Genomic DNA, 20,140 nt, shown 5'->3' with positions numbered 1-20,140 from the left:
AAGGGGATTTGGCATGAAAAAGATTCTCACCTCGCTTGCGCTGATCGGCCTTGTGGCCGCCGGCCTTGGGGCTACGGGCACCTGGGCGACCGCGGCCGAAGAGGCGCATAACGCGGCGGCGCCGACGCATTTCCCGATCAACGAACCGAAGGAAATGGACTGGAGCTTCACCGGCCCGTTCGGCACCTATGACAAGGCGCAGCTGCAGCGCGGCCTCAAGGTCTACAAGGAAGTCTGCTCGGCCTGCCATTCGATGAACCTGGTGGCATTCCGCACGCTTTCGGACCTCGGCTATTCCGACGCACAGATCAAGACGCTGGCGGCCGAGTACACCATCCATGACGGCCCCAACGACGCCGGCGACATGTTCGACCGTCCCGGCAAGCCGTCGGACCATTTCCCGGCGCCGTTCGCCAATGAGGAAGCCGCGGCAGCCTCGAATGGCGGCGCAGCCCCGCCCGACATGTCGCTGCTGGCCAAGGCGCGCGGCGTGGAGCGCGGCTTTCCGCAGTTCGTCTTCGACATCTTCACCCAGTATGATGCCGGCGGCCCCGACTACATTCACTCGCTGCTGACCGGCTACGACCAGACGCCTCCGGCTGGAATGGTCATCCCGGAAGGCACGCACTACAATCCGTACTTCATGTCCGGCGTGTCGCTGAAGATGCCCAAGCCGCTTTCCGACGGCCAGGTGACTTATGACGACGGCGCGCCGCAGACCGTCGACCAGTACTCCCGCGACGTCGCCGCTTTCCTGGCGTGGGCGGCTGAGCCGCATATGGAAGCCCGCAAGAAAACCGGCTTCCGGGTGCTGGTGTTCCTGCTCCTGTTCGGCGCCCTGGTCTACATGACCAAGCGCAAGGTTTGGGAAGCCGTCGCGCACTAAGCCGCGCGGCCGGAGATTAAGAAAAGGGCGCCCGCGAAGCGCCCTTTTTGCTTGCCGAAGAGGCTGGCGCGTGAGCTGATCGCTTTGTTGTCGAACAAGCCGGTTGGCAGCGCGGCAGGCCATTGCTATTCGACGCCCCGACGGCGGCGAAAGCTTTGCCGCCTATAGGGCGTTTGGGGTTCCATGATGCGGCTCAGCGACTGCCACAACTTCTCCGATTTCCGCCGCATGGCGCAGCGGCGGCTGCCGGGGCCGATCTTCAACTACATCGACGGCGCGGCGGACGACGAGGTCACCTATCGCCGCAACACCGAGAGCTTCGAAACCTGCGATCTCGTTCCCAACGTGCTGCGCGGGGTGAGCGAGGTCGACATGTCGGTGACCGTCATGGGCCAGAAGCTGGCGATGCCGTTCTACTGTTCGCCGACCGCCCTCCAGCGGCTGTTCCACCATCAGGGCGAACGGGCGGTCGCCAGGGCCGCTGCAAAATACGGCACCATGTTCGGCGTCTCCTCGCTCGGCACGGTCAGCCTTGAGGAAGTGCGAAAAATCAGCAGCGGCCCGCAGGTCTATCAGTTCTACTTCCATCGCGATCGCGACCTCAACCGGGCGATGATGCAGCGGGCACGGGAGATCGGCGTCGAAGTGATGATGCTGACCGTCGACAGCATCACCGGGGGGAACCGCGAGCGCGACAAGCGCACCGGTTTTGCGATTCCGTTCAAGCTCAACCTGGCGGGAATGGCGCAGTTCGCGATGAAGCCTGCCTGGGCGATCAACTATTTCACGCATGAGGCGTTCAAGCTGCCGCAACTGGACGAGCATGTCGACATGGGCGGCGGCACGATGTCGATCAGCCGCTACTTCACCGAAATGCTCGATCCGTCGATGACGTGGGACGACGTCGCCGAGATGGTGAGGCTTTGGCCGGGACCGTTCTGCCTCAAGGGCGTCATGTCGGTGGAGGATGCCAGGCGCGCCGTCGAGATCGGCTGCAAGGGCATCGTGCTGTCGAACCATGGCGGCCGGCAGCTGGACGGTTCGCGCGCGGCTTTCGACCAGCTCGCCGAGATCGTCGATGCGGTCGGCGACCAGATCGACGTCATCATGGATGGCGGCGTGCAGCGCGGCACGCATCTGCTCAAGGCGCTGTCGCTTGGCGCCAAGGCCGTCGGCGTCGGACGCTACTATCTGTTTCCGCTGGCGGCGGCGGGCCAGCCTGGCGTCGAACGCGCACTCGAACAGATGCGCATCGAGATCGAACGCGGCATGAAGCTGATGGGGTGCAGCTCGATCGAACAATTGACCCGCCAGAATTTGCGTTTTCGGTGATGGCCATTGCTTCGATGCGAAAGATCGCAGCGCGGGCAGAGGCAAGCCTTTGGACGTATGTGCCCCTTTCGCCGGATGCGCTTGTCTCGGCCGCCACATCGCGCTAGCCGTTGTCGGTCGCGCCGGGTTAGGATTTGGCGCTGCGCCATTTCACGCCTTTCCGGCGAACCTGGACCACCCGGAGCCGCCTCATGAAACCTTCGATCGAAGACACGCTGCTGGCGGCCATCCGCACCATTCCGGACTATCCCAAGCCCGGCATATTGTTCCGCGACATCACCACGCTGCTTGGCAATGCGCGCGCTTTCCGCCGCGCCATCGATGAGCTGGTGCATCCCTATGCCGGCGAGAAGATCGACAAGATCGCCGGCATCGAAGCGCGCGGCTTCATCCTCGGCGGCGCCGTCGCCCATCAGCTCTCCGCCGGCTTCGTGCCGATCCGCAAGAAAGGCAAGCTGCCTTATGAGACAGTGCGCGTCGCCTACAGCCTGGAATACGGGCTGGACGAGATGGAGATGCACAAGGACGGCGTGTCGCCGGGCGAGAAAGTGATCCTGGTCGACGATCTGATCGCCACCGGCGGCACGGCGGAAGCGGCGGTGAATCTCCTGCGCCAGATCGGCGCCGATATCCTTGCCGCCTGCTTCGTCATCGACCTGCCGGATCTCGGCGGCCGCGCCAAGCTGGAAGCGCTCGGCGTGCCAGTGCGGACGCTGATCGGGTTCGAGGGGCATTGAGAGAACAGTTCTTCCTTCTCCCCTGGGGAGAGGCGCCTATTCCACCTTAACCAGCACGGCGCTCTCGAATTCCAGTACCTTGTCGCCGGTCGAATCGAAGGCTTCCGAGCGCAAGGTCAGCACCCGCCAGCCCCGACGTGAGGCGATCGCGCGGTGGGAAAGAGCGGTGCGGGTGAAGGTCACGGTCTGCCCGGCATAGACCGGCTTCAACCATTTCAGGTTCTTGAAGCCGGGCGAGGGGCCGAATTCGGGCGTCGGGCCAGGGCCGCTCCATTCGGCGCCCATGCGGGTTTCGAGGTTGAGCTTCATCCAGGTGGCGGCGGTATGCCAGCCGGATGCACAGAGCCCGCCCAGCACGCTCTTCTTCGCGGCGTCCTCATCGACGTGGAAGACCTGGGGGTCGTATTTGCGGGCGAAGGCCTTGATCGCCTCGGCTTCGAACGTATGCGAGCCCAGCGTGACGGTGGTGCCGACGCGGAAAAATTCGTCCAGCGTCATGCAAGGCTCCCCGCGGCATTGCGCGTGAGGAACATGACGGAATTCTCGAGCTCGAACACGCTTTCGCCGCGCTGGTTGATCAGTTCGCTGCGCATGGTCACAAAGCCGAGCTGCGGCTTCGATTTCGAAGGGCGCTTGGCGAGGACGACGAGGCTGCCCTTGAGCGTGTCGCCGGCCAGCACCGGCTTCTTCCATTTGACCTGATCGACGCCGGGCGCGCCCTGGCAGGTCGAGTCCAGCAGGAAGGCATCGCATAGCATGCGCATGAACATGGCGCAGGTATGCCAGCCCGAGGCCGAGAGGCCGCCCAGGATGCTTGCCTTGCCGGCCTCCTCGTCGAGATGCATCGGCTGGGCATCGAATTCGCTGGCGAACTCGATGATCTCGGCCGCGCTCACCTGTTTGGTGCCGAGGTCGAACGAGGCTCCTTCGACGAAGTCCTCATAGGCCCATGTCTTTCCAGTCATGGCGTGGAATCCGGTTGCAGAACGTGCGATCCACATGGATCGGCAAACCCGGATGCAGGCCGGACGGCGTTTGGTCAAGCCCTTTCTGGTGAGCCAGCCGCGGGCGCCCGGCCGGCCGTTGTGATCATAACCAGCCGCGGCGGCGGAAATACCAGAAGGGCAGGATCGCCGACAGAACCATCATGGCGATCGCGAACGGATAGCCGAGCTCCCATTTGAGCTCGGGGATGACGTCGAAATTCATGCCGTAGATCGAGGCGACCAGCGTTGGCGGCAGGAAGATGACAGCGGCGACCGAGAAGATCTTGATGATGGCGTTCTGCTCGATCGAGATCATGCCGAGCGTGGCGTCGAGCAGGAAGGAGATCTTCTGCGACAGGAAGGTGGCGTGGTCGGCAAGAGAAAGCACGTCGCGCGACAAGGTCTTGATACGGGCGCGGACGTCCTTGCTCATCTTGGCCTGGGTCGCGACATGGGCGAGGAAGCCGGCCAGCCGCTGCAAGGAGATCAGGCTGTCGCGCACGGAGGAAGCGATGTCCTCCTTGCGGCCGATGCCCTTCAAGAGTTCCTGGAAATCACGGTTGCGCTTCGACACCTTGGTCGATCGCGCCTCGAAAATGTCGCGCGAGATCGCTTCGACGTCGCGGCCGGCGCGCTCGAGGATGTCGGCGAGCCGGTCGACGATCGCTTCCAGCAGGCCGATCAGGATGGTGTCGCCGCTGGTGCAGCCGGTCGCCACCTTCTCGGCGCGCAAAGGGAAGGTCTTGAACGCTTTCGGTTCGTGATAGCGCACGGTGACCAGCCTATTGCCGGCGAGCGCGAAGGTGACCGGCGAGATCAGGGGATCGTCGACGTCGGTCTGGGCGGGCAAGGTGGCGGTCATGAAGTAGGCGCCGTCCTCGATATAGAGGCGGCTGGAAATCTCGATCTCCTCCATCTCCTCGCGGGTCGGAATGGCGATGCCGAGCCAATTCTCGATTGTTGCCTCTTCGTCCTTGGTCGGATTGAAGAGATCGGCCCAGACGACCTTGTCGCCATTGCCCAGGAGATCGTCTGTGAGACGCAGGCGATCATTGTCCACGACGAAAGCCTTGATCATCGCCAGATCTCCCTGCCGGAAAGCGTTCGGATTGCTGCGTCGCATCGGATCGCACGGCTCTTCGTGCGCCGAGCCTGTGCCCGCCGCTTAGACTTGCCGCATGACAAAATCAAGACAAGCCGGACTTGGGGCCGACACCAAGGGCGCTCAGAAAATTCGTCGAGCAGCCGGCAGCATGAAAGCTTCGACGGGTCGGGTCATCGACCGCGCTTCGGGCTTATCGTGGAGAGCAGGCCGGACCCGCGGGGGCCGGCCTGCGAATGCCCCTATCGGGCGCTCGGCAGGATCTGGTGCAGCACGATGGCCCAGACGGCACCAAAGGCGATGGACGAGCCCAGAATGTACTGCACGATATCGGGAAGCGTCTTGACGAAATCCGGCGGCGCAAGCGTAGCAAACAGGGCCATCAGGATCGGCAGGCCGACGACCAGCATGTTCCTTTCCGTCAGCGGCGTGCCGCGCACGACGCGGAACCCGTTCATGGCGATGACGACGCAGAGCACGCCGAACACGCCGCCGATGACCGGGCCCGGGATCGAGGCGATCACCGCCGACAGTTTGCCGATCAGTCCGAACAGGACCAGGAAGATGCCTGCCGCGGCGAAAGCGGCGCGGCTGGCGATGCCGGTGATGGCGATAATGCCGGCATTCGACGAATAGCCGGTTACCGGGGTGCTGCAAAGCAGTGCGCTGACCAGGCAGCCGAGGCCTTCGCCGGTGGCGCCCCTGTCGAGCTGTTCGTTCGACAGGGGCTTGTCGATGACGGCGCCGACCGCGAACCAGGTGCCGGTGGTTTCGGCGAGGACCACGATATAGACGATGAGCATCGTGAGCGTCGCAGAGAGCGAGAACGTCACGTCAAGATTGAGGAAGGCGATGCGCGGCATCGAAAACCAGGTCGCCTCGGAGACCGCTCCCATGTTGAGTTGGCTCATGGAGGCGGCGGCCACGCAGCCGGCCACAAGTGCGATGATTACGGAGAGCAGGCGCAGCCAGGCGCCCTTCGCGCCGAGTGCCATGCCGGTCAGCATGCAGCCGACGAGCACCGCCGCCGCAACAAAGGCAAGGATGATATTGCCGCCGACGGTGGCCGTGCCGTGGACCGCGAACACGCTTTCGCGGAGTGCGACCGGCATCAGCGCGATGCCGACGACGATGATGATGGCGCCGCCGACGATGGGCGGAACAAAGCGGTCCACCAAGCGATGGAAGATTCCCGTGGGCGAACCGAGCAGCATGACCAGTATGGCGCCGGGAATGAGCGCTCCGATCACCGCGGAAAGACCGGCAATGCCGCCGCCGGCGCCGAAGGCGATAGCCAGCACCGCGCCAATCGGCACAAAGGACGGCCCCTGCACCACCGGCAGGCGCATCAGAAGCTGCGACTGGATCAGGGTGGCGATGCCCGCCGCGACGAAAGCCGACTGGATGAAGGCGCCGGCATCACCCGCGCTGAAGGCCAGGACCGATGCGATGATGAACGGCACGATGTAAACATCCATCGCCAGCACGTGCTGGAGGCCGAGCAGGGCGGCCTTGCCCAGTGGCAGCGGATCGTCCGGCTGAGCAATCAAAGTGATTTCCGGTGCAGTGCGTTCCATGATGTCCCCTCTGGAATTTCCCGGCCGATCATGGGATCAGTCGGCGCCAAAGGACAGCGGCGCAAAGGTTTGCCAACTGTTTTCTTGCGCGCCATGCAATAACGGCCACACGCGCCAGCGCAACCGGAGCGATCCATGACAAGAGAGGCCTTCACGCTGCTTGGCACCGCCTTCCACACGCCGGAGCGCCGCCGGCTGGAGGTGCTGAAGGACCATCTGTTCAGCATCGATGCACAGGGACGGATCGCGGAGATTCTCGCACCCGGCCATCCCGAATACGCGGCGAGGAAGACCGATGCCCGCCAGGCGGGCAGCCTAGTGGAGCTCGGCGAAGGCCAGTTCCTGCTGCCCGGCCTGATCGACCTGCACATCCACGCGCCGCAATGGCCCCAAATGGGCAAGGCACTGGACGTGCCGCTCGAGGTCTGGCTGCAAAAATATACGTTTCCGCTCGAGGCGCGCTATGCCGACACCGGCTACGCCCGCGAGGTCTATGCCGACCTGGTCGACAATCTTCTCGCCAACGGCACCACCACGGCGCTCTATTTTGCCACCGTCCATGTCGAGGCCAGCTTGGCGCTTGCCGAGATATGCCTCGAAAAGGGCCAGCGCGCTTTGGTCGGCAAGGTGGCGATGGACGATCCCGAGCAGTGCCCGTCTTTCTATCGCGATGCCGACGCGGCAAGCGCCATTTCCGACACCAGACGCTTCATCGAGGCGGTCAGATCGTTGGATACCGGCGAAAGACCGCTGGTCCGGCCGGTGATCACGCCGCGCTTCATCCCAAGCTGCACGGATGCGGCGCTGCAAGGCCTGGGCGAACTCGCAACGGAATTTAGCTGCCACGTGCAGACACATTGCTCGGAGAGCGATTGGGCAAGGCAATTCGTCGAGACGCGCTTTGGCTGCACCGACGCGGCGAGCCTCGACGGTTTTGGCCTGCTGACGCGCCACACCATCCTGGCGCATTCGAACTTCATCGACGGGCGGGATATGGACCTCATCAAGGGGAAGGGGGCTGGGGTCGCGCATTGCCCGCTGTCCAATTTCTATTTCGCCAATGCGGTGTTTCCGCTGCGCGACGCGCTTGACCGGCACATGCATGTCGGGCTCGGGACGGACATTTCCGGCGGCTACAGCCCGTCGCTCTTCGACGGCTGCCGGCATGCGCTGTCAGCCTCGAGGACGCTGCAGAGCGGTGTCCATGCCGGCCTGGACGCAGCGCAGCGCGGCGCGCCCGGCGCGCCGATCACGCATCAGGAGGCGTTCTGGCTGGCCACCGCCGGCGGTGCCGAAGCGCTCGACCTGCCGACGGGCAGCTTTCGCGTCGGCCATGAATTCGACGCGCTGCTGATCGACACGACGGCGAAGGCCTCGAACATTCATGTCAGCATGGCGGACGACACGCTCGACGATGTCTTCCAGAAGATCGTGCTCAACGCGGCACGCGCCAACATCGCCACGGTGTGGGTGAGCGGAAGGACGGTGGCCGGGCAGTAGCCACGTCGCAGTCGCAGATCTGGCTATGCGCGCGATGGTTCCTCGGCAAGAGGTTGTTTTTGCACCTTCAGCAACATGTCCTTGGCAGCGATCACCGCGCCGACCGTGATCAGGACGCAAGCGAGCGCAACAGACCAGTGAAAGATACCGAATCCGGCCAGCAGCAGCAAGATCACCGAGAACAGCGGCGCGGCATAGGAAAGCGCGCCCAGGATCATGATGTCTCCATGCTTGCAGCCATAGTCCCATGCGTAGAAGCCGGCGCCGAGCGGTATCACGCCTAGAATGACGATAGCGCTCCATTGCGTCATTGTCTGCGGCCAGACAGTGATCTCGAGCGCGAGATGGAGAGTGAAGGCCACGGCCGCGGTGATCAGGCAGTACACCGCCACCACATCGGTCGGCACCTGGCCGAAACGGCGCGACAGGACGGAATAACCGGACCAGACGAAGGCGCAGAACAGGGCAATGACGTGGCCCGGCTTCACGCCGTCAGCAAGGCCCACGCTGCCGCCCTTGGTGATGACGACGATGGCACCCGCCAGGCCGAGCATCACACCGGCTATGTGGTGAGACCTCAGCCGCTCTCCCGGCAGGAAAGCGGCGAAGACGACGATCAGCAATGGCCAGAGATAAGCAATCAGGCTCACCTCGACGGGCGGGGCGGACTGGATGGCGAAAAAGTACGCGCAGTGATAGATGCACAGCCCTGCCGTGCCGATTGCCCAGACCTGCCATGGCTGCCGCAGCGACTTGAGCGCCGACGGGCGGACAATCCAGCTGGCCGCCCCGACTGAGCCTCCCAGCAGAAACGTCATTGCCGCCAATTGAAAGGGCGGGATCGGCCCCGCGGCGGTCGAAAGCAGCGCGAGGAACGACCAGGTCAGAATGGCCGAGAAACCGATCAGGGTCGGGATGGTCCTTTTCATATGGTCCCCTTCCGCGTTCACTGAGCCAATAGCGGAAAGGCCTAGCGAGGGCAGCCCGTGCACGGCCTTACCCTGTCGGGAATGCGACCCGGCCTGGTCTGTTCACACTCCGGCCTGTGGTCCCTGCGGAGATGACCGAAGGATCACGTATTAAACTTGAACAGCATGATGTCGCCGTCCTGGACGACATACTCCTTGCCTTCGTCGCGCGCCTTGCCGGCTTCCTTGGCCGCTACTTCGCCGCCCAGCGTGACGAAATCATTGTAGGCGATGGTCTGGGCGCGGATGAAGCCGCGCTCGAAATCGGTGTGGATGACGCCGGCGGCCTGCGGCGCCTTGGCGCCCTTGTGCACAGTCCAGGCGCGCGTCTCCTTCGGCCCGACGGTGAAATAGGTGATGAGCTGCAACAATTCGTAGCCGGCGCGGATCACCTTGTTCAGGCCGGGCTCGTCGAGGCCGAGCGAGGACAGGAATTCCATCTCTTCCTCGTCGGAGAGCTGCGCAACCTCGGCTTCGATCGCGGCCGAAATAACGACGGTGCGTGCGCCCTGCGCGGCGGCCATCTGCTCCACGGCCCTGGTGTGCTCGTTGCCGGTGGCTGCGTCAGCCTCGGCGACGTTGCAGACGTAGAGCACGGGATGCGAGGTCAGAAGGTTCAAGCCCTTGCAGGATGCGCAGGTCTTCCGGCGAGATGCCGTCGAGCAGGATGCGGGTCGGCTTGCCGGCCTGCAGAAGCTCAAGCGCTGCCTCCATCATCGGCAGCACGGTCAAGGCTTCCTTGTCCTTGCCGGACGCGCGCTTGCGGAATTGTGCGATGCGGCGTTCGAGGCTCTCGAGGTCGGCGAGCATCAGTTCTGTCTCGACCGTCTCGGCGTCGGCGACCGGGTCGATGCGGCCCTCGACATGGGTGATGTCGTCATCCTCGAAGCAGCGCAGCACATGCACGATGGCATCGACCTCGCGGATGTTGGCGAGGAACTGGTTGCCCAGGCCTTCGCCCTTCGAGGCGCCGCGCACCAGGCCGGCGATGTCGACAAAGGAGATGCGGGTCGGGATGATCTCCTTCGACTTGCCGATCGCGGCGATCTTCTGCAGGCGCGGATCGGGCACCGCCACCTCGCCGGTGTTCGGTTCGATGGTGCAGAACGGGTAGTTGGCGGCCTGCGCGGCGGCCGTCCTCGTCAGCGCGTTGAAAAGCGTCGACTTGCCGACATTGGGCAAGCCAACGATGCCGCATTTGAAACCCATTTTGTCCGGTCCTATCGGGAATTTGAGATTTGGTGAGGGCTATGGGCGATAGGGGTGATGAACGTCAAGCCCTGTAACGCCGTATGGACCCGAGCTCAGTCCTTGTTGCCGAACAGCTTCTTCAGCATGGCGGCCATCGGGCCGCTCTCCGGCAGCTTGGCGGGCGCCTGTTGCGGCCGTGCCTGGCGGATGTGGCTTTGCTGCTTGGGCGCCGGCTTTTCCGGTTCCACGCCGGCCTTGCCCTGAACGGCGAGGGCGGCCTTGTTCATGAAGCCGGATTCGTCGCCCTTGACGATCATCGCCGCGTTGTCGGCGATCGCGTCGAGCAGCGGCTCCAGCCAGTCGCGGTCGGCCTTGTCGAAATCGCCGAGTACATGATGCTGCACCATCTCCTTGACGCCGGGATGGCCGACACCGATGCGCACACGCCGATACGCGTTGCCGACATGGCCGTCGATCGAGCGGATGCCGTTGTGGCCACCGGCGCCGCCGCCGGTCTTGATGCGCAGCTTACCTTCGGCAAGGTCGATCTCGTCGTAGAAGACGGTCAGTGCCCCGGGGCCAAGCTTGTAGAAGCGCAGCGCTTCGCCGACCGACTGGCCGGACAGGTTCATGAAGGTCTGCGGCTTGATCAGGATGATCTTTTCACCGCCGAGCGTGCCCTCGGCGATCAATCCCTGGAATTTCTTAGACCAGGGCGAAAAGGAGTGGCGGCGGGCGATCGCGTCCACCGCCATGAAGCCGACATTGTGCCGGTTGGCGGCATATTTCGCGCCCGGATTGCCGAGGCCTGCAAAGACAAGCGGCATCGTCAGCTCCGGGCGTGAAAAAAGTTACTTCTCTTCGGCGGCGGGAGCCGCCTCAGGTGCAGCCTCGACCGCCTCTTCCGTCTCCGGCTTCATCGCCGACGAACCGGCGACGGTCGCGATGGTGAAGTCGCGGTCGGAGATGACGGGCTTGACGCCGGCCGGCAGCTTGACCGACGAGATATGGATCGAATCGCCAATGTCGGCGCCGGTGAGATCGACGGTAATGAATTCCGGGATCGCATTGGCCGGGCAGTGGAACTCGACCTCGTGACGCACGATGTTGAGCACGCCGCCACGCTTGATGCCGGGCGACTTGTCCTCGTTGATGAAGTGGACAGGCACGTCGACATTGACCTCGGTGTCCTTGCCGATGCGCAGGAAGTCGACATGGACAGGGAAATCCTTGACCGGGTCGAGCTGGAAGTCCTTCGGCAGGACCTGGATCTTCTTGCCGTCGACATCGATCGTGGCGATCGTGGTCAGGAACCCGCCGCCGTGGATCTTGTAGTAGATGTCCTTGTAGGTGAGAGCGATGGCCAGGGGAGGCTGCTTGTCACCGTAAATTACTGCAGGCACTTTACCGTTGCGGCGAACTGCACGGGCGGACCCCTTACCGACCTGTTCGCGCGCTTCGGCCTTGAGCTCGTAAGTATCGTGGCTCATGGCACTTCCTTTCGCGTTGTTCTGGAGCGTTTGCGGTTGGCAATGGGCCTGGACCGTAAACGTCGAAAGCCGCCGGGTGAGGCGGCCTTCCGCCGCGTTGCCTCCAAGGGTGTCTACGCGGGTGGCGGCTCTATAGCGGAAGGCGGCCGGAGGTGCAAGCCAAAGGCAGTCATCCAAAGGCAATGGTCCGGGACGGGACGCCTCGCCCCGGCCGAAAGCGCTCGAGGCTTCACGCCGGCGCCGGTCCAAGGTTGTCACTGGAGCGGTTCAGCGTCGATAGGATCGCCGACCCGCTCCAGTTCTTTGTCTTAGGCAATTGCCCGGGAAGGCGCTACGCACTTTCTCCGGGAAAACCGCTGCACATTTTTCCTGGAATTGCCCTATCCGCGCTTTTCGATGACGCCATACAGCACGTTGCGGTTTTCGCCAAAGAACACCTGCGCCTCGACGGTGTTGCGGTCGACGCTGGCATTGATGATGTTCCACATGTCGGCCTCGGAGCGCAGCAGCAACACCCAGTCCATGAACGTTTCCCTATAGCCGGCGTCGGGATTGCCCTCGGCGTAGTTGGCAAAAAGGAACCTGCCGTTCGGCTTCAGCATCTGCAGGCAAGTCTTCGTGAGTTTCACGGCGACGTTGTGCTGGAGGTAGTCGTAAAGGCCGGAGGCGTAGATGAGGTCGAACTTGCCCAGCTTGTGGCCCCTGGTGAGCACGGTCCGCACCGAGCCGTCGACGGCCTCGACCGCGGTGCCCTGGAAGTCTCGCGCGATCAATCCAACGCTCTGGGGATCCTGATCGAGCGCAACCCAACGCTTGAGGCGGCCCTCAGCCAAGGCGGTCGAACGATTGGCCTCGCGCAAATGACCGGCGGCGATCGCCAGGACCTCGGCTTGCGGTCCGCTCTTGTCCGCCGTCTCGTCGACATACCGGGTCAAGAGATCGCGCCGTTCCCGCGCCGCCACGCAGGACGGTACGTCCTTGGTATGGCTGTAGAGCGCCTTCCCTGTGTCCGAGGCGCCGGCCACGCTTTCGGCCACGTGCGGATCACAATAGATGTAGTCAAGCAACTGCGCGTCGCCGGAATAGCCCCTGGGCTTGGTGAATGACCACCGGGTGAGCGGGTCCTGGAGAAAGTAGTCAAGGATCGGATGGTTCTGCGCCACCGGTATCAACGACTGCCAAACGTCGGGGTGAACCTTGGCCCGCAGGGCGTTGAGATAGGACAGCAGGCGACGAACGATCTCGGCAGGGTCTTTCTCTTCCTCGACCTGCTGGTGTGTCGCGTGGAGAATGAGCGCGAGTTCCGCGCGGGCGGTTTCGAACGCCTCGCCGTGATGCTCGGGCTTTCTTCGAGGAAAACTGCCGGCAATCATCTCGGCAGTAATCAGGCTTTTGCCATCAAAGACACTTTGCACTCGAGCACTCCATAGTTAACAGTCAGTTAACTTATTGCGTACAATGCTCGATTTGCCAATGTCGTCCCGAACGCATTTTAACGGTATGCTTAATTTCCTGCCAACCATGTTCACGCGTTAAAACCCACCGCATTGGATTCACGGCCTGAATTAACCGAAATTTGTTTCGCGCCGTTGCATTGTCGTGCGAGGTGCGCAGTCGCCGTCGCGTCCAAGGAGTTGGCCCGCGTGGGGGCAGAAGCCAAAAAAGAACTTGGAACGCAAAATCCCCTTCAACCAGGATTTGTCGAGAGCGAACGCGTGTCATCCAGACTGGCCGACATGGCGCATGTAGAGCCGTACGAAGCCCGCTACGAGCCGGGGCCCGACGAGCTTCGCGTCCTTTACCGGAGGGAAGCCCAGGCGAAGCGAAGACTGGAAGCCCGGCCTGGGCTTTGGATCGCCGTGGCCATCTATCTCCTGTTTTCGGCAACGGATCTGCTGCTGATCCCGGACGTGGCGGCCTATACGATCATGGCGCGCTTCGCCGTCGGCGTGACCGCGCTGTCGATCCTGGAGGCGCAACTTCGCCGGGGAGTGGCCACGGAATGGCTCGACGTGACTTGCGCCGGGGCCATCATTTTCGGCTATATCGGCTGGTTGTTCCCGGCCTTTATGAGCGCGGACAAGGAAAGCGTCGCCTACTATATGGTATTCGGCACCATCTTCATGATGAGTGCAAATCTGTTCTTCACGTTCAGTTTCAATCTATCGATCGTGACATCAACCATCATCATGTGTGTCTTGTATGCCGTGAATTATTTTGTGCCCGCCACGGTAACATACAAGATGGTATTTGGCGCCTTCTACGTTTCGTGCTTCACATTCACGTCCTATGTGAACTGGAAGCTGAACGAGGAGCGCTACAACGTCTTCCTGAACGCGCTGGAAGCCAAAATCCAGCACAAGGAAGCCACCGAACGCGGCAAGGCCCTGCTGCGGCTGTCGCGGACCGATCCGCTTACGGGTCTGGAGAATCGACGGGCGATCGACGAGAAGCTCAGGGACTACTGGGGGGAGTGGCAAAGGGTCGGCACCAGTTTCGTGGCGATGCTCATCGACGTGGACTTCTTCAAGAAGTTCAATGACTGCTACGGCCACCAGGAAGGCGACCGTTGCCTTATCCATGTCGCCAATGCCCTCCGGGATATGATCAGGGAATACAATGGCTCGATCGGCCGCTACGGCGGTGAAGAATTCATCGTCCTGGCCCGCATGGAGAACAAGGATCAGATCATAGATATCGCGGAAGCCATTTGCCGCACCGTCGAGAACCTGGCGCTTACCCACGAACTGCGGCGCGACGGTATTTCGGTTGTGACGGTAAGCGTTGGCGCTGCATTCACCAGGACGCAGACCGGTGCCAAGCTGGAGAAGATCATCCACGAGGCCGATCGCGCACTCTATCTGGCAAAGGCGGGCGGTCGAAACTGTGCCCGGCTGTTCGACCCAACCGATCCCCAGAGCAGCGACGAGAGCGAGAACATTGCGGCTTTGCTGAAGATCGCGATCGGCCAGGATCTCGTTTCACTCGTTTATCAACCGATCCAGGATGTCGCGACGGACCGGGTTGAAGCGGTGGAGGCCCTGATGCGCCTCAAAATGCTGGACGGCACATCGGTTCCGCCGAGCCTGTTCATCCCCGTAGCGGAGCGAACCGGCGCCATCCTGGAACTCGGGCGCTGGGCCATCAGGACTGTGTGCGCCGAGCTCCTGGCGCACGATCATGTGCGCGTGGTCAGCGTCAACGTCTCTCCGATCCAGCTCAAGACGCCCGGCTTCGCGGCGTCGGTCGCAACCATCCTGGGCGAGACCGGCGTAACCGGCAACAGGCTGGCCTTCGAGATCACCGAGGGGCTGGAGATGGAGATGCATTCGGACATTCTTCGCTGCATCAGCGACCTGAAGCTGCTGGGGATCAAGATCTGGCTTGATGATTTCGGCACCGGCTTCGCTGGCCTCTCATGGCTTCGCCTGATCGATTTCGATACGGTGAAGATCGACCGCTCCTTCCTTCACGACTGCGCCACCCCGAACGGCAAGGCAATGCTCCAGGACATCGTCGCGCTGGTCCGAAACCGTGGCCACAAAATCCTGGTCGAAGGGGTGGAAACGGACGAGCAGATGGCTCTCATGCGTGAATTCGGCATTGACAAGGTCCAGGGCTTTCATGTCGGCCGTCCCGCTCCGGCCGGGAGTTTCCAGGCAAAGCGGACCGTCAAACGCCCATTCACTGTGCTGAAATCCGCCTGATCAAGCTTGGCTCAGGTCCCGCCGACCCGCACGGCGGGCCGTTGATTTGATCCTGGCGTCTCGGACGTCCATCCGTCGGAGCGGCTGCCGGCCTGACTAACGATCACCCGTCAACGCGTCGCGCAGCGCCTGGATCTTCCGGTTCAGAGCCTCGAGTTCGGCCAGCGTCATGCCCGAGCGTTCTGTCAGGGTCTCATTCAGGCAGTTGCACTGGACGAGCAGCTTGCGGCCGGCGGCGGTCAGCTCGACCTGGACCTGTCGCTCGTCGGCCTGGCTGCGCTGGCGGGTCACCAGCCCGGCCTGTTCCATCCGCTTCACCAGCGGCGTGACCGTGCTCGATTCCAAAGCGAGCCGGTGCGCGATCGTGCCGACCGACATGCCGTCGGCCTCGCCCAGCGCGTTGAGCACGAGATATTGCGGATAGGTGATGCCCATCTCGTCCAGTATGGGCTTGTAGGTGCGATTGATCGCCATGCTGGTGGCGTAGAGCGTAAAGCAGAGCTGGTTGTCCAACGGAAGAGGCACGGGAGGTTCCTTCGCCGATTAGGTGCTTTTGGATTACGTACCACGAAAAATGATATCGCGATATATATTTTTATGGACAACGGCTCAAAGCTGCGCTAGCCATATCGATATCGCGATAGTGTTTATCGCGACAGAAATCAAAGGAGATTGAGATGGCTTCGCAGACCAAGTCCGCCTCCGGCAGCGGCACGATCACCACCAGGGACGGAACGCAGATCTACTACAAGGACTGGGGAACCGGTCAGCCCATCGCCTTCCATCACGGTTGGCCATTGAGCAGCGACGACTGGGACGCCCAGATGCTGTTCTTCCTGGCACAGGGCTACCGCGTCATCGCCCACGACCGGCGCGGTCACGGCCGTTCAAGCCAGACGGATACCGGCAACGAGATGGACACCTATGCCGCCGACGTCGCGGCGCTCGCGGCGCATCTCGACCTCAAGAACGCGATCCATGTCGGCCATTCGACCGGTGGCGGCGAGGTGGCGCGCTATGTCGCTCAGTACGGAGCCGGCGGCCGCGTCGCCAAGGCGGTGCTGATCGGCGCGGTGCCGCCGATCATGCTCAAGACTCCGGCCAATCCCGGCGGGTTGCCGCTCGAGGTCTTCGACGGCTTCCGCACCGCCCAGGCAGCCAACCGCGCCCAGTTCTTTCGCGACGTTCCCGCCGGCCCGTTCTATGGGTTCAACCGTCCGGGCGCGCAAATCTCACAGGGCATCATCGACAATTGGTGGCGCCAGGGCATGATGGGCGGCACCAAGGCGCACCATGATTGCATCAAGGCCTTCTCGGAAACCGACTTCACCGAAGACCTGAAGACAATCGACGTGCCGGTGCTGGTCATGCATGGTGACGACGACCAGATCGTGCCGATCGCCGACTCGGCGCTTTTGACTATCAAGCTGCTCAAGAAGGGCGAGCTCAAGGTCTACAAGGGCTTCCCGCACGGCATGGCCACGACCCATGCCGACGTCATCAACGCCGACCTGCTGGCCTTCTTCAAGGCATAAGCCATTCCGAACGAGTGAAAAAAGGCACCCGCCTGCAAGCCGGGTGCCTTTGTCGATGCCGCTCGGACGATCCAAGCGGCCCCGAGGAAAGCCAACCGGGATGGTCGATGTCCGAGAGCGACACCCAGAACCGCGCATCTGCCGAACCACTGAAGGGCGCTGCGGCGCAAACTCAATCTCTCTATTCCGCCAGTTTTGAAATCTTCTCGCTCATTTAATTCTACAAAATCGGTAGTCTTAATGAATAAGGACCGCGAGGAGAGCCCGATGACGAATAAGCTGGTGGTGGGAATATCCGGCAACCTGACCCGCCCATCGAAGACCAAGGCCTTTATCAGCCATATCGCCGGCGAGACGGCGAACCGCATCGGGGCGACCTCGGCTATATACGATATTGAAAATCTCGGTCCGTCGCTGCCGGCGGCACGGCGCCTCGGCGATCTCGATCCTGCGGCCCGCGCCATCATCGAACAACTGGTCGGCGCCGATGTGCTGGTCGCGGGGTCGCCGACCTTCAAAGGCAGCTATACCGGGCTCTTCAAGCATTTGTTCGATCTGCTCGATCCGTCGTCGTTGCGCGGGAAACCGGTCATCCTTGCCGCGACGGGCGGCGGCGAACGCCACTCGCTGATCGTCGAACATCAGCTGCGGCCGCTGTTCGGTTTTTTCGAGGCGCTGACCGTGCCGACCGCAATCTACGCATCGGACAAGGATTTCGCCGACGGCGTCCTGGTGTCGGAGGCCATCCATGCCCGCGCCCGGCAGGCGGTTGCCGAGGTTTCCCGCGTCGTCGGGACGGCACGCAGCGTCGGCCTCGCCGCCTGAACTCCAAATGGTTTTCGAACAGAGGGACCCAGCCATGACCATCAAATCAAGACAGATCAAGCTCGGCGCCTTTCTACCCGGTGGCGGCCAGCATGTCGCCGCCTGGCGCCATCCCGACGCTCCGGCCGACGGCGCGACCAATTTCGAGTTTCACAAGCAGCTCGCGCTGACCGCCGAACGGGGCCTGTTCGATGCCTATTTCCTCGCCGACAACCTGACGGTCGGGCTTGGCGCCCGCGAAGGCGGCAACGCCAAGATCGCGGGTTTCGAACCGGTGACGTTGTTTGCGGCGCTAGCGCCGCTGACGACGCATCTCGGATTCATCGCCACGGCCTCGACCACCTATGAGGAGCCCTACACGCTTGCCCGTAAATTCGCCTCGCTCGACCTTTTGTCGAATGGCCGGGCCGGCTGGAACGTCGTCACCTCGGCGGGCGACGACACGGCGCGCAACTTCAACCGCGACATCCAGCCCAACCATGCCGAGCGCTACGCACGAGCGCATGAGCATGTCGAGACGGTCAAGGCGCTGTGGGACAGCTGGGAGGACGACGCCTTTATCCGCGACAAGAAAACGGGCCGCTTCTACGACAAGGACAAGCTTCACGACATCGACCACAAGGGTGAGCATTTCAGTGTCAAAGGGCCGCTCAACGTGCCCCGTCCGGTGCAAGGCCACCCCGTGGTCGTGCAGGCGGGCCAGTCCGAGGATGGGCGCAAGCTCGCCGCAGTCTCGGCCGAGGTCATTTTCACCGCGCATCAGAACCTTGCCTCCGCGCAGGAATTCTATCGCGACATCAAGGCCCGCGTGGTGCTAGCCGGCCGCGATCCCGAACAGGTGCTGATCATGCCGGGCGTGGCTCCCTTTGTCGGCCGCACCGAAGGAGAGGCGCGAGCGAAGTATCAGCAATTGAACGACCTGATCCTGCCCGAGGACGGCGTCGCGCTGCTCAACGGACTTGCCGGACAAACGCTCGATCTCAGGGGCTATCCGCTCGACGGACCGCTGCCGCCGAGCCGCGAAACCGAAGGCATGAAGAGCCGCCAGGCGCTGATCCGCCAGATCGCCGACGAGCATAACTTCTCCATCCGCCAGCTCTATCAATGGGTCGCGACCGCACGAGGCCACTACACCGTGATCGGCAGCGCCACCCAGGTCGCGGACCAACTGGAGGAATGGTTCAGCAACGAAGCCGCCGACGGGTTCAACATCCTGCCGCCATGGCTGCCCGGCGCGCTGGACGATTTCGTCGACCTGGTGGTCCCCGAATTACAGCGGCGCGGCCTGTTTCGTACTGCTTACGAGGGCAGGACGCTGCGCGAGAATCTTGGCCTCAAGCGGCCGCAGAACCCCTGGACGGTTGCCCGTTCGACCGTGCTCGCCGCCGAATGATGCGTTGAAGCGAAAGGCATGACGATGACTTTGCAGCACATTGAACGGCCGACCGGCATCGGCGCGCATGAAAACGGCAACGGGCTCGGCGCCGATATTCTGAGCCTGGCTGGCCGAACCCTCACGCGTCTGCTGTCGCGTTATGGCGTGTTTTTGGGGTTCCTGGCGCTCTGGCAGGCGGCGGCGAGTGGCGGCTGGGTCAATGCCGCGGTGTTGCCGCCGATCGACATGATCGTCGTAGCGCTCTGGAAGGGCCTCGCCGGGGGCAGCCTGCTCGGCGACATCGCCATCAGCCTGCAGCGCGCCGGTCTCGCCTTCGCCGCGGCGGCTACGGTCGCCATCCCGCTCGGCCTCGTCATGGGTCAGACCCGCAGCGTCGAGACGGCGCTCGATCCGATCCTGCAACTGTTCCGGCAGACCTCGGCCCTGGCGCTCTATCCCGTCTTCATCCTGCTTCTGGGGCTAGGCGAAGCCTCCAAAGTGTTCGTCATCTTCTGGGCAACGCTGTTTCCGCTGCTGCTCAACACGATCAGCGGCGTCAAGGAGGTCGATCCGAAGCTGCTCGAAATGGCGCGCGTCTACGGCGCCCGGCGGCTGACCATATTCCGGCGCGTCGTGCTGCCGGGCGCCGTGCCTTCGATCTTCGTCGGGTTGAGGCTCGGCGCGACCACCGCGCTGCTGCTGCTGATTGCCTCGGAAATGATCGGCGCCAACAAAGGCATCGGCTTCCAGGTGATGAACGCGCAGTACAATTTCCAGATCCCGCTGATGTTCGCGTCGATCGTCATCCTGGCCGCGCTCGGCCTGATCGCGAACCAGGTGCTGGTCAGCCTGCAGCGGCGGCTTTGCCGCTGGAGCAGTTCCGCCGGCTGAACAGCCGCCCCCATCATCGTCATTTTTGAAAAGTGAAA

General features: G+C 62.8%; 18 protein-coding genes and 1 pseudogene. 9 read left to right on the top strand and 10 right to left on the bottom strand.

Annotated elements, in window-relative coordinates; all coding sequences use genetic code 11:
* The first annotated feature begins 13 nt into the window (after positions 1 to 13).
* The 3 genes from ACIU1A_RS21465 to ACIU1A_RS21455 all read left to right on the top strand — a co-directional run bounded on the left by ACIU1A_RS21465 (position 14) and on the right by ACIU1A_RS21455 (position 2,955).
* On the top strand, positions 14 to 886 hold the full coding sequence (locus ACIU1A_RS21465; protein ID WP_140524913.1) for a cytochrome c1: 873 nt from the start codon (positions 14 to 16) through the stop codon (positions 884 to 886).
* A gap of 186 nt (positions 887 to 1,072) precedes the next feature.
* Positions 1,073 to 2,218 (top strand): alpha-hydroxy-acid oxidizing protein, encoded by a 1,146-nt coding sequence (locus ACIU1A_RS21460; RefSeq protein ID WP_404927987.1) that lies wholly within the window; start codon positions 1,073 to 1,075, stop codon positions 2,216 to 2,218.
* Positions 2,219 to 2,409: 191 nt separating this feature from the next.
* Positions 2,410 to 2,955, top strand: a complete 546-nt coding sequence (locus ACIU1A_RS21455) for an adenine phosphoribosyltransferase (protein WP_404925226.1) — start codon at positions 2,410 to 2,412, stop codon at positions 2,953 to 2,955.
* Between the two features lie 36 nt (positions 2,956 to 2,991).
* Here the strand turns inward: ACIU1A_RS21455 and ACIU1A_RS21450 are convergent, their stop codons facing one another.
* From ACIU1A_RS21450 to ACIU1A_RS21435, 4 genes are all read right to left on the bottom strand, one after another.
* Entirely contained in the window at positions 2,992 to 3,453 is a 462-nt protein-coding gene (locus tag ACIU1A_RS21450) for a MaoC family dehydratase (protein WP_140556099.1), read from the bottom strand.
* A complete protein-coding gene (locus ACIU1A_RS21445) occupies positions 3,450 to 3,920 on the bottom strand; it encodes a MaoC family dehydratase (protein ID WP_404925225.1) in 471 nt (156 codons plus the stop codon). The genes ACIU1A_RS21450 and ACIU1A_RS21445 overlap by 4 nt, the downstream gene beginning before the upstream one ends.
* Before the next feature lie 124 nt (positions 3,921 to 4,044).
* On the bottom strand, positions 4,045 to 5,019 hold the full coding sequence (gene corA / locus ACIU1A_RS21440) for a magnesium/cobalt transporter CorA (RefSeq protein ID WP_140624154.1): 975 nt from the start codon (positions 5,017 to 5,019) through the stop codon (positions 4,045 to 4,047).
* A gap of 266 nt (positions 5,020 to 5,285) precedes the next feature.
* The gene (locus ACIU1A_RS21435; protein WP_140516904.1) at positions 5,286 to 6,620 is read right to left on the bottom strand and encodes a uracil-xanthine permease family protein; all 1,335 of its coding nucleotides are present in this window, start codon (positions 6,618 to 6,620) and stop codon (positions 5,286 to 5,288) included.
* Between the two features lie 135 nt (positions 6,621 to 6,755).
* Here ACIU1A_RS21435 and guaD point away from each other — a divergent pair, with 135 nt between their 5' ends.
* Positions 6,756 to 8,120: a guanine deaminase gene (gene guaD, locus ACIU1A_RS21430; RefSeq protein ID WP_404925224.1), complete on the top strand. Its 1,365-nt coding sequence runs from the start codon at positions 6,756 to 6,758 to the stop codon at positions 8,118 to 8,120.
* A 23-nt stretch (positions 8,121 to 8,143) separates the two neighbouring features.
* On the opposite strand, the gene ACIU1A_RS21425 is transcribed toward guaD, so the two are convergent.
* The 5 genes and pseudogenes from ACIU1A_RS21425 to ACIU1A_RS21405 form a co-directional block, all read right to left on the bottom strand.
* The gene (locus ACIU1A_RS21425; protein ID WP_404927986.1) at positions 8,144 to 9,049 is read right to left on the bottom strand and encodes a DMT family transporter; all 906 of its coding nucleotides are present in this window, start codon (positions 9,047 to 9,049) and stop codon (positions 8,144 to 8,146) included.
* 143 nt (positions 9,050 to 9,192) lie between these two features.
* Positions 9,193 to 10,297: pseudogene (gene ychF / locus ACIU1A_RS21420) on the bottom strand (redox-regulated ATPase YchF).
* A 95-nt stretch (positions 10,298 to 10,392) separates the two neighbouring features.
* A complete protein-coding gene (gene pth / locus ACIU1A_RS21415; protein WP_404925223.1) occupies positions 10,393 to 11,106 on the bottom strand; it encodes an aminoacyl-tRNA hydrolase in 714 nt (237 codons plus the stop codon).
* A 24-nt stretch (positions 11,107 to 11,130) separates the two neighbouring features.
* Positions 11,131 to 11,769 (bottom strand): 50S ribosomal protein L25/general stress protein Ctc, encoded by a 639-nt coding sequence (locus ACIU1A_RS21410; RefSeq protein ID WP_404925222.1) that lies wholly within the window; start codon positions 11,767 to 11,769, stop codon positions 11,131 to 11,133.
* 380 nt (positions 11,770 to 12,149) lie between these two features.
* Positions 12,150 to 13,184 (bottom strand): class I SAM-dependent methyltransferase, encoded by a 1,035-nt coding sequence (locus ACIU1A_RS21405; protein ID WP_140567070.1) that lies wholly within the window; start codon positions 13,182 to 13,184, stop codon positions 12,150 to 12,152.
* Between the two features lie 321 nt (positions 13,185 to 13,505).
* Between ACIU1A_RS21405 and ACIU1A_RS21400 the strand changes: the two genes are divergently transcribed.
* A complete protein-coding gene (locus ACIU1A_RS21400; RefSeq protein WP_404927985.1) occupies positions 13,506 to 15,476 on the top strand; it encodes a putative bifunctional diguanylate cyclase/phosphodiesterase in 1,971 nt (656 codons plus the stop codon).
* A 96-nt stretch (positions 15,477 to 15,572) separates the two neighbouring features.
* Here the strand turns inward: ACIU1A_RS21400 and ACIU1A_RS21395 are convergent, their stop codons facing one another.
* Positions 15,573 to 16,001, bottom strand: coding sequence for a MarR family winged helix-turn-helix transcriptional regulator (locus ACIU1A_RS21395; RefSeq protein ID WP_404925221.1), 429 nt, complete (start codon positions 15,999 to 16,001; stop codon positions 15,573 to 15,575).
* A 152-nt stretch (positions 16,002 to 16,153) separates the two neighbouring features.
* On the opposite strand from ACIU1A_RS21395, the gene ACIU1A_RS21390 reads away from it, so the two are divergent.
* The 4 genes from ACIU1A_RS21390 to ACIU1A_RS21375 all read left to right on the top strand — a co-directional run bounded on the left by ACIU1A_RS21390 (position 16,154) and on the right by ACIU1A_RS21375 (position 20,102).
* On the top strand, positions 16,154 to 17,011 hold the full coding sequence (locus ACIU1A_RS21390; protein WP_404925220.1) for an alpha/beta fold hydrolase: 858 nt from the start codon (positions 16,154 to 16,156) through the stop codon (positions 17,009 to 17,011).
* Positions 17,012 to 17,278: 267 nt separating this feature from the next.
* Positions 17,279 to 17,836, top strand: a complete 558-nt coding sequence (gene msuE / locus ACIU1A_RS21385) for an FMN reductase (RefSeq protein ID WP_140556085.1) — start codon at positions 17,279 to 17,281, stop codon at positions 17,834 to 17,836.
* A gap of 34 nt (positions 17,837 to 17,870) precedes the next feature.
* Positions 17,871 to 19,229 carry an LLM class flavin-dependent oxidoreductase gene (locus tag ACIU1A_RS21380; protein WP_404925219.1) on the top strand — a complete coding sequence of 453 codons (1,359 nt, stop codon included), beginning with the start codon at positions 17,871 to 17,873 and terminating at the stop codon, positions 19,227 to 19,229.
* Between the two features lie 24 nt (positions 19,230 to 19,253).
* Positions 19,254 to 20,102, top strand: a complete 849-nt coding sequence (locus ACIU1A_RS21375; protein WP_404927984.1) for an ABC transporter permease — start codon at positions 19,254 to 19,256, stop codon at positions 20,100 to 20,102.
* The last annotated feature ends 38 nt before the right edge of the window (positions 20,103 to 20,140 follow it).

It is taken from the genome of Mesorhizobium maamorense, from assembly GCF_044998965.1.
Lineage (GTDB): Bacteria > Pseudomonadota > Alphaproteobacteria > Rhizobiales > Rhizobiaceae > Mesorhizobium.
Note: the sequence above shows the minus strand (reverse complement) of the source record. Positions and strands in the feature narration are given on the sequence as shown.

Excerpts from the sequence above, each read along its gene's own strand:
- ACIU1A_RS21455 (WP_404925226.1), top strand. The coding sequence starts at position 2,410 with ATGAAACCTTCGATCGAAGACACGCTGCTGGCGGCCATCCGCACCATT.
- guaD (WP_404925224.1), top strand. The coding sequence starts at position 6,756 with ATGACAAGAGAGGCCTTCACGCTGCTTGGCACCGCCTTCCACACGCCG.
- ACIU1A_RS21465 (WP_140524913.1), top strand. The coding sequence starts at position 14 with ATGAAAAAGATTCTCACCTCGCTTGCGCTGATCGGCCTTGTGGCCGCC.
- ACIU1A_RS21425 (WP_404927986.1), bottom strand. The coding sequence starts at position 9,049 with ATGAAAAGGACCATCCCGACCCTGATCGGTTTCTCGGCCATTCTGACC.
- pth (WP_404925223.1), bottom strand. The coding sequence starts at position 11,106 with ATGCCGCTTGTCTTTGCAGGCCTCGGCAATCCGGGCGCGAAATATGCC.
- ACIU1A_RS21435 (WP_140516904.1), bottom strand. The coding sequence starts at position 6,620 with ATGGAACGCACTGCACCGGAAATCACTTTGATTGCTCAGCCGGACGAT.
- ACIU1A_RS21400 (WP_404927985.1), top strand. The coding sequence starts at position 13,506 with ATGGCGCATGTAGAGCCGTACGAAGCCCGCTACGAGCCGGGGCCCGAC.
- ACIU1A_RS21375 (WP_404927984.1), top strand. The coding sequence starts at position 19,254 with ATGACTTTGCAGCACATTGAACGGCCGACCGGCATCGGCGCGCATGAA.
- ACIU1A_RS21410 (WP_404925222.1), bottom strand. The coding sequence starts at position 11,769 with ATGAGCCACGATACTTACGAGCTCAAGGCCGAAGCGCGCGAACAGGTC.
- msuE (WP_140556085.1), top strand. The coding sequence starts at position 17,279 with ATGACGAATAAGCTGGTGGTGGGAATATCCGGCAACCTGACCCGCCCA.
- ACIU1A_RS21445 (WP_404925225.1), bottom strand. The coding sequence starts at position 3,920 with ATGACTGGAAAGACATGGGCCTATGAGGACTTCGTCGAAGGAGCCTCG.
- ACIU1A_RS21390 (WP_404925220.1), top strand. The coding sequence starts at position 16,154 with ATGGCTTCGCAGACCAAGTCCGCCTCCGGCAGCGGCACGATCACCACC.
- corA (WP_140624154.1), bottom strand. The coding sequence starts at position 5,019 with ATGATCAAGGCTTTCGTCGTGGACAATGATCGCCTGCGTCTCACAGAC.
- ACIU1A_RS21460 (WP_404927987.1), top strand. The coding sequence starts at position 1,073 with ATGCGGCTCAGCGACTGCCACAACTTCTCCGATTTCCGCCGCATGGCG.
- ACIU1A_RS21380 (WP_404925219.1), top strand. The coding sequence starts at position 17,871 with ATGACCATCAAATCAAGACAGATCAAGCTCGGCGCCTTTCTACCCGGT.
- ACIU1A_RS21450 (WP_140556099.1), bottom strand. The coding sequence starts at position 3,453 with ATGACGCTGGACGAATTTTTCCGCGTCGGCACCACCGTCACGCTGGGC.